Source organism: Pseudomonas sp. B21-054 (assembly GCF_026016345.1).
Lineage (GTDB): Bacteria > Pseudomonadota > Gammaproteobacteria > Pseudomonadales > Pseudomonadaceae > Aquipseudomonas.
The window spans coordinates 5,498,335-5,508,729 of the sequence record NZ_CP087204.1 but is presented as its reverse complement, the minus strand read 5'-3'; the positions used below and the strand labels follow the sequence as shown (position 1 = coordinate 5,508,729).

The following is a 10,395-nucleotide window of genomic DNA, read 5'->3' as shown; positions in this document are numbered from 1 at the left end:
GCTGACGATAGAACCGTGGGAACATCTGATATCCCTTTCTCTGGCATGAGTCTTCTGGCCTGTACATGGCCCTTCATGAGGTACAGCATAGTCGGCTCATGGGGATGCGCTCGGCCAGCAATGGCGAATTGTGACTAAATGAACGCAATCTACTAGCCTGTCCTTCAGGGGTGCGGTAGAACGGTTGTCGTTAACAGGAGGGGGTGGAAATGGAAGATCAAGCGCCGGACGTTCCGGTCAGAAAACCTACGGTACTACTGGTCGATGACGAAGAATCGATTCTCAGCAGCCTGCGTCGGTTACTGCGCAGTCAGCCGTATGAGATTCTGTTGGCCGACAGCGGTGCCAAAGCCCTGGAAATCCTCAAGGAGCGGCCGGTCGACCTGGTCATGACCGACGCGCGCATGCCGAACATGGATGGCGCCACGCTGCTGGCACAGATTCGCAAGCTCTATCCGTCGACCTTGCGCATCCTGCTCACCGGTTATGCCGATGTCGACATGATGACCAAGGCCATCAACGAGGGGCAGCTCTATCGTTACCTCAGCAAGCCCTGGAATGACGAGGAATTGGTGCAGGCGCTGCGTCAGGCCCTGGCCCACCAGCATTCTGAAAGCGAACGCCAGCGCCTCGAAGCGCTGAACCGCGAGCAGAACCAGCAACTCAAGACGCTGAACGCCACCCTGGAAAAACGCGTGGCCTCGCGCACTTCCGAGCTGCAACAGACCGCCGACATGCTCGACCTGGCCTACGACGAGCTCAAGCGCAGTTACGTAACCAGCACCGAAGTGTTTTCGTTGATCGCCAACTTGCGCCTGCCCAAGGCCAAGCAGACCAACCGGCAGATCATCGAGCTGATCAGGGTCTACAGCCGGCTGCATTTCCTGGACGAGTCCACCGACCGCGACCTGACCATGGCCGCGGCGCTCTACAACATCGGCAAGCTGAGCTGGACCGATAACATGATGACCACGCCCGCCGACCTGTTGCACCACAGCGAGCTTGAACTGTACCGGGCCTATCCGAAGCAGAGCGAATCGCTGCTGATGACCCTGGACCCGATGAAAGACGCGGCACGGATCATTCGCCATCACCAGGAACGCTGGGACGGGAGCGGTTTCCCCGAACATCTCAAGGGCGAGGCCATTCCGTTCGGTTCGCGGCTGTTGAAACTGGCGGTGGACTTCATCGAGTTGCAGCGCGGGTTGATTCTCGAGCGGCAGATGAACAGCGACGAAGCGTTGGTCTACATCCGCAAATACGCCGGCAAGTTGTACGATCCGGACATGATCGAGGACTTCATCAAGGCCTGCGGCGAATACCTGGAGGACGTGACCCTCTCCGACCCGACGGTGGAGGTCAAGACCACCCGCGAACTGGCCTCCGGCATGATCCTGGCCCGCAACCTCAACGCCGACAACGGCATGCTGCTGCTCAACGCCGGCAAGATCCTGAGCGGCCCGCTGGTGGAAAAACTCATCGCCTTCGAAGCGATGGAAGGGGCCCGGTACAGCGTGTTCGTCAAAATTCCCGAGGAGGCAGCAGACCCTTCGGCGCCGAAGCCGATGTTGGGGTAATGCGGTTCTGGAGATGTCACCGTTCGAACTGTGGGAGCGAGCTTGCTCGCGATAGCGGAATGTCAGTGACTGCATTGTTGATTGGCCGGACACTATCGCGAGCAAGCTCGCTCCCACAGGGGATGTGTGGGGGGCTGAAACGGGGCGAGGCTTTGCTCCTGCGGGCTCTGGTCTGTAATCTCCCCGGCATTTTCCCGCCCAAGGCTTCGCTCACTCATGACCACTTCCCTCATCCGTATCGCCGCCGCCCTGTTGATCGGGCCGGACGGTCGAACCTTGTTGGTGCGCAAGCGCGGCACCCTGTCCTTCATGCAGCCGGGCGGCAAAATCGAGGCCCATGAACAGCCGGTCCAGGCCCTGGCCCGGGAACTGGATGAAGAACTTGGGCTGATCATCGACCCGGCACAGGCCCGCTACCTGGGCGCGTTCAGTGCGCCGGCCGCCAATGAGCCGGGCTTTGTCGTGCAGGCCGAAGTGTTTTTGCTGACCATCGACGCCCCGGTGTCTCCCGCCGCTGAAATTGAGGAAGTCCGCTGGATCGATCCGGCCGGTGACGGCGATCTTGTGTTGGCGCCGTTGACAGGCGAGGTGATCCTGCCGTTTTATCGAGCCACCCCTCTTGTGACCTGCTGACTCAAGGATCGATGCCCATGATTCCACTGCCGGACCTGCTGATTTTCGCCGCCGCCGCGTTGTTGATGGTGCTCACGCCCGGCCCGAACATGATCTACCTGATCTCCCGCTCGATCTGCCAGGGTCGCAAGGCCGGTGTCACGTCCTTGCTGGGGGTGGTGGCGGGATTTTTCGTGCACATGTTCGCGGCGGCAGCGGGGCTGACGGCGGTGTTCCTGGCGGTGCCCATGGCCTATGAAGTATTGAAATGGGCCGGTGCGCTGTACTTGCTCTGGTTGGCTTGGCAGGCCGTGAAGCCGGGCGCGCGCTCGCCCTTCGAAGCTCAGCAGCTGCCAGCGGACTCGACGCGCAAGTTGATCACCATGGGATTTCTCACCAGCGCCCTGAACCCGAAGATCGCGGTGTTTTACCTCTCGGTGTTCCCGCAGTTCATCAGCCCGGAACACGGTTCGCTGTTCACCCAGAGCATCATCCTGGGGCTGACCCAGATCAGCGTCAGCTTCAGCGTCAACCTGCTGATTGCCCTGTTCGCGGCGGGCATTGCCTCGTGGTTCGTCCACAATCCCACCTGGCTGGCGGCCCAGCGTTATTTCATGGGGTTTGTGCTGGGTGCGTTGGCCCTGCGCCTGATGCTTGAGCAAAGGCGTTCGGCGTGAGCATTCGACGGCTGAGGGCGGGCGATGTCGAGGCGTATCGCCACTTGATGCTCCAGGCGTACGCGCTGCATCCGCAGGCCTTCACCTCCAGCGTCAATGAGCGGGCGACGCTGCCCATCAACTGGTGGGAGTCACGCCTGACCAGCCGGCTCGATGTGTTGCTGGGGGCGTTTGTGGAGGATGAGCTGGTGGGTATTGTCGGGCTGTCCCTGGAACCCCGGGAAAAGGCCCGGCACAAGGTGACGCTGTTCGGCATGTATGTCACCGATGCCCATTGCCATCGAGGGCTCGGCTACCAATTGGTGCAAGCGGCCCTCGACGAAGCCCGCCGCCATCGCTTCCTGCGCCTGGTGCAGTTGACCGTCACTGCGGGCAACGAACCGGCTATCAAGCTCTACCAGCGTTGCGGCTTCGTGCTGTACGGCCTCGAGCCGATGGCGATACGGGTGGGCGAGGAATACCTCGACAAAATCCACATGTGGCTCGAACTCTAAGCCCACCCGACCATGACTGTTGAGCTTTTTTGTGGCGAGGGGATTTATCCCCGTTGGGCTGCGAAGCGGCCCTAAAGCAGCGAACTCAATCTTCCTGACACACCGAGTTGGCTGGTTTGAGGGCTGCTGCGCAGCCCAGCGGGGATAAATCCCCTCACCACAGAAGACCGCGCTTCAGCGCACCGCACTGACCCCATCCAATGTGGAAAACGAAGTGTCCTTGGCCGTCAGCAAAAAGTCGCGCATGTACGGCGCGTCGAGCATGTCGGTGCGCACCGCCGCGTACAGCGTGGCAAACAGGCCTTTCTCCCCCAGCCGCTTGGCCTTCACATAACCCCGCGAGCTGTATTCATGCAGCGCCCAGTGCGGCATGCCGCACACACCTCGGCCGCTGGCCACCAATTGCATCATCATCACCGTCAGTTCAGAGGTGCGTACCTGGGCCGGTTCGATGTCGGCTGGCTCCAGGAATCGCGTGAAGATGTCCAGCCGGTCCCGCTCCACCGGATAGGTGATCAGGGTTTCGCTGACCAGGTCTTCGGGCACGATGTAGGGTTTGCCCGCCAGTCGATGCTGGTTGGCCACGGCGAGCATCGCTTCGTAAGTGAACAGCGGCACGTAAGTGATGCCGGCCAGTTCCAGCGGGTCGGAGGTCACCACCAGGTCCAGGTCGCCCCGGGCCAGGGCCGGTAGCGGGGCGAAAGCGAAGCCCGAGGCCAGGTCCAGTTCGACTTCCGGCCAGGCGTCACGGAACTGGTCGATGGTCGGCATCAACCATTGAAAGCAACTGTGGCATTCGATCGCCATGTGCAGACGCCCGGCGGTGCCGCCCGCCAAGCGAGCGATGTCCCGTTCGGCGCCGCGCAACAGGGGCAGGGTGGCGTCGGCCAATTGCAGCAAACGCAGGCCGGCACTGGTGAAGCGCACCGGTTTGGTCTTGCGCACGAACAACTGCATCCCCAGGCGTTCCTCCAGTTCCTTGAACTGATGGGAGAGGGCGGACTGGGTCAGGTGAAGGCGTTCAGCGGCTTCGACCAGGCTGTCGGCCTCGCGCAGTGCGTGCAGGGTCTTGAGGTGACGGATTTCAAGCACCGTAGGCTCCATGAGGAAAACTTGTGGTAATTACGAATGGGTTGAGTTTGTCTCATGTGGCGCGGGCTGTCGATAACAGTGCCCTCTTTTAGGTTTCAGCTCGGTATGGCAACCACTCGGCAAACTTCATCAAACTGTCACGCAACTGTGGCAGCGCGCTTGAACAAATTTCATCAGACTCGCGCTCTACTGGGGTTCTGCGTTTCGGTGTTTCTTCATGCGTGTATTCATTTTCCTGGCCGCGTTGTTTTGCGGCCTGCCGTCGTTGGCGGCCTCTCGTTGTGATGTCAACGTTGCGACCCAACGGGTCGATCTGGATCAGGTGAGCCTGGCGTACCAGAGCATTGGTCGTGCCTCGGATCCGGCGTTGCTGTTGGTGATGGGGCTGGGCGGGCAGTTGATCCATTGGCCGGACGAAGTGGTGGTTGCCCTGTGCGAGCAGGGTTTCCGGGTGATCCGCTACGACAACCGCGACGTGGGGTTGTCCACCTGGCGACAGGCCCCCGGCAGCGCCAACCTGACCTTTGAAGCCTTGCGCTACAAGCTCGGCTTGCCCGTCTCCGCGCCGTATACCCTGACCGACATGGCTGACGACGGGCTGGGGTTGATGGATGCGCTGCATGTGCAAAGCTTCCATGTACTGGGCGCGAGCATGGGTGGGATGATCGCCCAGCACATGGCGGCCATGGCGCCGCAGCGGGTCGAAAGCCTGACCCTGATCATGACCAGTTCCAGCGCCCAAGGCCTGCCCGCCCCCAGCGAACGACTGGTGCAACTGTTGTCCCGGCGCGGTGCGCCGAATCGCGAAATGGCCCTGGAACAGCAGGCCGATCTGTTGGCCGCCCTGGGCAGTCCGATGGTGGTCGACGACCGCGAGGCTCTGTTGCATCAGGCCGCGCTGGCCTATGACCGGGCCTTCAACCCCGAGGGGGTGAAGCGTCAGATCATGGCGATCATGGCCGAGCCGAGCCGGGTGGCGCTGCTCAACCAACTGCGGGTGCCGACCCTGGTCGTCCACGGCACCGCTGACCCGTTGCTGCCGGTCATGCATGGCGTGCACCTGGCAGCGCATATCCAGGGCAGCCAGCTGAAACTGATCCCAGGCCTGGCCCATCGCTTTCAGGATGCGTTCAAGGCGCCGTTGCTGGGGGCGGTGTTGCCCTACCTGCAACAGCATCGCGAAGACACCTCGCACTGGGCGCAGATCGAGCCGGTGCAGGCGCCTAATCTGCTCTAGCCTGCGCCTGCTGAACCAACCACCCCATCAATTCCTGCAACGGCTCCGATGCCCCGGGTTTGCGCGGGTGCACCAAGTGATAACCCAACCCGGTCTTGACCTTCAGTTCGAACGGCATCACCAGCCTGCCGGCGTTCAGGTCGTCGCCGATCAGCGACCAGTCGCCAATCGCCACGCCCGTGCCTTGGGAGGCCATGGACATCGCCAGGTCCAAGGTTTCGAAATGCTGGCCTTTGCTGAGGTTGTTCAAGTGCACGTCGGCCGCATTGAGCCAGGCGTTCCAGTCGCGTTCGTCACGGGTGGGGTGCAGCAGCAAGTGTTGTTGCAGGTCGACCGGCGAGCGCAGCGGCGTCGGACCTTGCAGGAGCGGCGGGGAACAGACCGGCGTCAGCTGTTCATCGAACAGGTGCAGGCACGCCAATGAGGCGTCGGGTGGCGGGCCATAGATCACTGCGGCATCGAAGGCTTCGCGCTGGAAATCCACGCCGTGCCTGGCGGTGGCGGTCAGTTCCACCGGCACGTCCGGCCGTTCCTTCTGCCATTGCAGCAGGCGCGGCAGCAACCAGCGCATCACACAGGTCGGGGCCTTGAGTTGCAGGGTCTGGCGCTTTTCGCCGACCTGCTCCACCGCCTCGCCGATCAGGCTGAACACCTGCTGCACCCGAGGCAGCCAAGCCTGGCCCTCGGCGGTGAGGCTCAGTCCCCGTGCCTGGCGCTGGAACAGCGCATAGCCCAAATGATCTTCCAGCCCGGCAATCTGTCGGCTGACCGCGCCTTGGGTGATGTGCAGCTGTTCGGCGGCGCGGGTGAAGTTGCAGCATTGGGCCGTGATCAGAAACGTGTGCAGCGCTGGAAGCGGAGGAAGTCGTTTCATGTGGAGCTCAGCCATGACGTAAGGACATGGCTAGTATGACTTTTTATCCATTGTTGCCGCTATGGCCCGACCGTTCCAATAACGCCATTCCCAAACACAAAAGGACCCTGCGGCGTGTTGCGCGGGGTCGCGTCCTGGACAAGAAAAAGGGCAGTGGCAATGGCAACGTGCGGCGAAGTATTGGTCAAGTTACTCGAAGGCTATGGCGTAGAGCAGGTGTTCGGCATTCCCGGCGTGCACACCGTGGAGTTGTACCGCGGGTTGGCCCGTTCCAGCATCCGCCATGTGACCCCGCGTCATGAACAGGGCGCCGGCTTCATGGCCGACGGCTATGCCCGCGTCAGCGGCAAGCCCGGCGTGTGCTTCATCATTACCGGCCCCGGCATGACCAATATCACCACCGCCATGGGCCAGGCCTATGCCGACTCGATCCCGATGCTGGTGATTTCCAGCGTGCAGTCGCGCAGCCAATTGGGCGGCGGCCGCGGCAAGTTGCATGAACTGCCGAACCAGAGCGCGCTGGTGGGCGGGGTCGCGGCGTTTTCCCACACACTGATGTCTGCCGCTGAACTGCCCGGCGTATTGGCCCGGGCGTTCGCCTTGTTCCAGGCCGGGCGTCCACGGCCGGTGCACATCGAGATTCCATTGGACGTGCTGGTTGAAGACGCCGATGCCTTGCTCGCCAGCGCGCCGGTCGACATCTGCCGCGCCGGTGCCGCGCCACGTGCCGTGGGGCGGATGGCCGAAAAGCTGGCATCGGCCAAGCGCCCCTTGATCCTGGCCGGTGGGGGCGCCATCGAGGCCGCGGCTGAATTGACCGAGCTGGCCGAACGCCTCGGCGCGCCGGTGGCGTTGACCATCAACGCCAAGGGCCTGTTGCCGTCCCGGCATCCGTTATTGATCGGCTCCACCCAGAGCCTGGTCGCCACCCGCGCGTTGGTGGCCGAAGCGGATGTGGTGCTGGCCATCGGCACTGAACTGGCCGAGACCGATTACGACATCACCTTCGCCGGCGGCTTCGAGATCCCCGGGGCGCTGCTGCGCATTGACATCGATCCGGACCAGACCGTGCGCAACTACCTGCCGCAACTGGCATTGGTGGCCGACGCTCGCAGCGCCGCCCGGGCCCTGCTCGATGCATTGAACTCGCAAACCTTGGCCGCGCGCCGCGCTGATTGGGGCTCGGCTCGCGCGGCACGGTTGCGCGCCGATCTTGACGGCGGCTGGGATGCGCCGACCCGCGCCCAGACGGTCTTTTTGAACAGTGTCTTGCAGGCGTTGCCCGACGCGGTTTTCGTCGGCGACTCCACCCAACCGGTGTACGCCGGCAACCTGACCTTCAACCTGGAGCAGCCGCGTCGCTGGTTCAATTCGTCCACCGGCTACGGCACCCTCGGCTATGCATTGCCGGCGGCCATCGGCGCCTGGCTCGGCGGCAATGACCGAGGCCACGGTCGCCCTCCCGTGGTGTGCCTGATCGGCGATGGCGGGTTGCAATTCACCCTGCCGGAACTGGCCAGCGCCGTCGAGGCGCGCACGCCCGTGATCGTGCTGCTGTGGAATAACCAGGGCTATGAGGAGATCAAGAAATACATGCTCAACCGCGCCATCGAGCCGGTGGGCGTGGACATCTACACCCCGGATTTCATCGCGGTCGCCAAGGCCCTGGGCTGCGCCGCCGAAGCCATCGACGATGTGCCGTCGCTGCGTGCCGCATTGCTGGCGGCCCGTGAGCGGCAGGGGCCGACGTTGATTGAGATTGACCAGGGTGTTTGGACATCGAAGTGTTGAGGTGTTTTTACTGGCCTTATCGCGAGCAAGCTCGCTCCCACATGGGGCCTGTTGTGAACAGAGAATCTGTGTTCAATGAAGATCCCCTGTGGGAGCGAGCTTGCTCGCGATGAGGCCGGCGCAGCCCACACAAACCTTGGATCAGACGATCATCCGCAACCGCGCCAGGTCCCGCAACGGCGGCGCGCCGAACAAGCGGCTGTACTCGCGACTGAACTGCGATGGGCTTTCATAACCGACCCGATACCCCGCCGCCGAGGCTTCCAGTCCTTCGGCCAGCATCAGCCGCCGGGCCTCCTGCAGGCGCAGTTGCTTCTGGTATTGCAACGGGCTCATGGCGGTCATGGCCTTGAAGCGATGATGCAGGGTCGAGACGCTGAGATTCACCTCCCGGGCCAGGTCATCGATGCGCAACGGTTGTTCGAAATGGCCATTGAGCCATTTGATCGCCTGGCTGATGCGATGGCTCTGACTGTTGGCGATGGCGATTTCGTACAGCCGATAGCCCTGTGGGCTGCGCAGCAGGCGATACAGAATCTCCCGGCGCACCAGCGGCGCGAGCATGGCGATGTCTTTCGGGCTGTCCAGCAACCGCGCCAGGCGCAGCACGGCGTCGAGCATCGGCGTGTCCAGGCGTTCGACATACAGGCCACGTCCGGCGGGGCGGGTCGGCACACCCAGCGGGCCGGCATCGGCGATCAACGCGGTGATTTCCGCCGGGTCGATGTCCAGGCGCAGGGCCAGGATCGGCCGTTCGGGCGTAACGTTGGCCATGCAGCCGCTCAACGGCATCGACACCGAGACCACCAGGTAATGCAACGGATCGTAATCGAACAATTCGTCGGCCAGGCGCACCTGTTTGCTGCCCTGGGCCATGATGCACAGTGCCGGTTGCGCCAGCACCGGGGCGAATGTCTGGGGCTTGCTGTGGCGCGACAGGTTCAGTGAGCCGATGGCCGTGGCGTAGCTGCCGTCTTCGCTGGTATTGCGGTCGATGATTGACGCCAACTCGGCTCGCTGTTGTTCCAAGTGCGTGTCCAGCGGGACGTGGGCGTGGTCGAGTGGCGACATGCCGGGATCCTCGGGAAATAGAGAGCAGATGGACTGAGCTTATGTTTGTGCAAGGCCCATGGGTAGCCACATCCTGTCGAAAGCTTGCCTGATCCTGCACGGCGTAGGCCATCAGGACTGCGCGGTACCGGGTAAACTTGCTTGAAATCTTTTGTTTCAACCTCCGGGGTTTCCAGCCGGGTGATGGCTGATTCGGTTACGTCGCCGCGCAGGATTGTGCAATGGGTCGGCAGGAATCGACTAACGAAGCTGGCAGTGCGGCGCTTAACCTTTGATCCTGTCGCGGCCTGTCCCCGGCTGCACAACGGATGACCTGGGAGGGTTGAACATGTCTACACAGATCCCCGTCAGTCACATGGCTTTTGTCCGTGCTCGTGCCGGTTGCTCGAAGCAATTGGGTGCTCGCCTGAGTACGCTGATCGCGCCTTCGCGCCAGGCGCCCGGGTGCCTGCACTTCGCCTTGCAGCATTCGCAATGCGACGCCGATTTGTGGCTGGTGTCCGGGCTTTGGGTCAATCAGGCGGCCATGGATGCCTACTTCAATTCCCCTGCGATGGCGATATTTGCCGAGCTGGTGCAAGACCTGGTGGTGAGCAGCCTGGACTTCCACACCTTCAGGGACGTGTCCGCCGCCCAAGCGACCGAAGCGTGCCTGGCGAAGGTACACAAACTGGCCGGTTGAAGGTTTAATGGCGGTCATTTCCCACCGCCAGGATGCACAAACATGGCACGTAAAGCCTTTGAAACCTTTGAAGCTGTTTCCGCTGTGATCCCCAAGGAAGGCGGCGGCTACCATGCCGCCATTGCCACGAAAGCCATCGGCGGTTCCGGAGCGCCGCGCTTTAACAAGGTGCTTGAAGACCAGTCCTTCAAGACCGCGACCGAAGCCGATGACGCCGCTGCCGTGGAACTGACCCATCTCAAGGGTGTCGACGATGAGGGCGGGTTGGTCTGGTAAGTCCGCATTCCC

11 protein-coding genes are annotated in these 10,395 nt (G+C 62.4%); 8 read left to right on the top strand and 3 right to left on the bottom strand.

Annotated elements, in window-relative coordinates:
* Positions 1–209: 209 nt before the first annotated feature.
* The 4 genes from LOY70_RS23895 (at position 210) to LOY70_RS23880 (ending at position 3,360) form a co-directional block, all read left to right on the top strand.
* Complete coding sequence (locus LOY70_RS23895) at positions 210–1,577, top strand: HD domain-containing phosphohydrolase (RefSeq protein WP_265029534.1); 1,368 nt, start codon at positions 210–212, stop codon at positions 1,575–1,577.
* Between the two features lie 216 nt (positions 1,578–1,793).
* Entirely contained in the window at positions 1,794–2,210 is a 417-nt protein-coding gene (locus LOY70_RS23890; protein ID WP_265029533.1) for an NUDIX hydrolase, read from the top strand.
* Between the two features lie 17 nt (positions 2,211–2,227).
* Positions 2,228–2,866 carry a LysE family translocator gene (locus LOY70_RS23885; protein WP_123417158.1) on the top strand — a complete coding sequence of 213 codons (639 nt, stop codon included), beginning with the start codon at positions 2,228–2,230 and terminating at the stop codon, positions 2,864–2,866.
* Positions 2,863–3,360 carry a GNAT family N-acetyltransferase gene (locus LOY70_RS23880; RefSeq protein WP_265029532.1) on the top strand — a complete coding sequence of 166 codons (498 nt, stop codon included), beginning with the start codon at positions 2,863–2,865 and terminating at the stop codon, positions 3,358–3,360. Before LOY70_RS23885 ends, LOY70_RS23880 begins: the two co-directional genes overlap by 4 nt.
* A 174-nt stretch (positions 3,361–3,534) precedes the next feature.
* Here the strand turns inward: LOY70_RS23880 and metR are convergent, their stop codons facing one another.
* Positions 3,535–4,452, bottom strand: coding sequence for a transcriptional regulator MetR (gene metR / locus LOY70_RS23875; protein ID WP_123344446.1), 918 nt, complete (start codon positions 4,450–4,452; stop codon positions 3,535–3,537).
* Between the two features lie 217 nt (positions 4,453–4,669).
* Here metR and LOY70_RS23870 point away from each other — a divergent pair, with 217 nt between their 5' ends.
* Positions 4,670–5,689 carry an alpha/beta fold hydrolase gene (locus LOY70_RS23870; protein ID WP_123417160.1) on the top strand — a complete coding sequence of 340 codons (1,020 nt, stop codon included), beginning with the start codon at positions 4,670–4,672 and terminating at the stop codon, positions 5,687–5,689.
* Here the strand turns inward: LOY70_RS23870 and LOY70_RS23865 are convergent.
* Positions 5,676–6,563: a LysR substrate-binding domain-containing protein gene (locus LOY70_RS23865; RefSeq protein WP_265029531.1), complete on the bottom strand. Its 888-nt coding sequence runs from the start codon at positions 6,561–6,563 to the stop codon at positions 5,676–5,678. The two genes, LOY70_RS23870 and LOY70_RS23865, sit on opposite strands and share 14 nt — an antisense overlap.
* A 159-nt stretch (positions 6,564–6,722) precedes the next feature.
* Between LOY70_RS23865 and LOY70_RS23860 the strand changes: the two genes are divergently transcribed.
* The gene (locus LOY70_RS23860) at positions 6,723–8,354 is read left to right on the top strand and encodes a 5-guanidino-2-oxopentanoate decarboxylase (RefSeq protein ID WP_265029530.1); all 1,632 of its coding nucleotides are present in this window, start codon (positions 6,723–6,725) and stop codon (positions 8,352–8,354) included.
* 141 nt (positions 8,355–8,495) lie between these two features.
* Here LOY70_RS23860 and LOY70_RS23855 read toward each other — a convergent pair whose 3' ends face one another.
* On the bottom strand, positions 8,496–9,425 hold the full coding sequence (locus tag LOY70_RS23855) for an AraC family transcriptional regulator (protein WP_123344450.1): 930 nt from the start codon (positions 9,423–9,425) through the stop codon (positions 8,496–8,498).
* Positions 9,426–9,753: 328 nt separating this feature from the next.
* Between LOY70_RS23855 and LOY70_RS23850 the strand changes: the two genes are divergently transcribed.
* Both LOY70_RS23850 and LOY70_RS23845 read left to right on the top strand, forming a co-directional pair.
* A complete protein-coding gene (locus tag LOY70_RS23850) occupies positions 9,754–10,107 on the top strand; it encodes a putative quinol monooxygenase (protein WP_265029529.1) in 354 nt (117 codons plus the stop codon).
* Between the two features lie 42 nt (positions 10,108–10,149).
* Positions 10,150–10,383, top strand: coding sequence for a hypothetical protein (locus LOY70_RS23845; protein WP_265029528.1), 234 nt, complete (start codon positions 10,150–10,152; stop codon positions 10,381–10,383).
* Positions 10,384–10,395 lie beyond the last annotated feature (12 nt).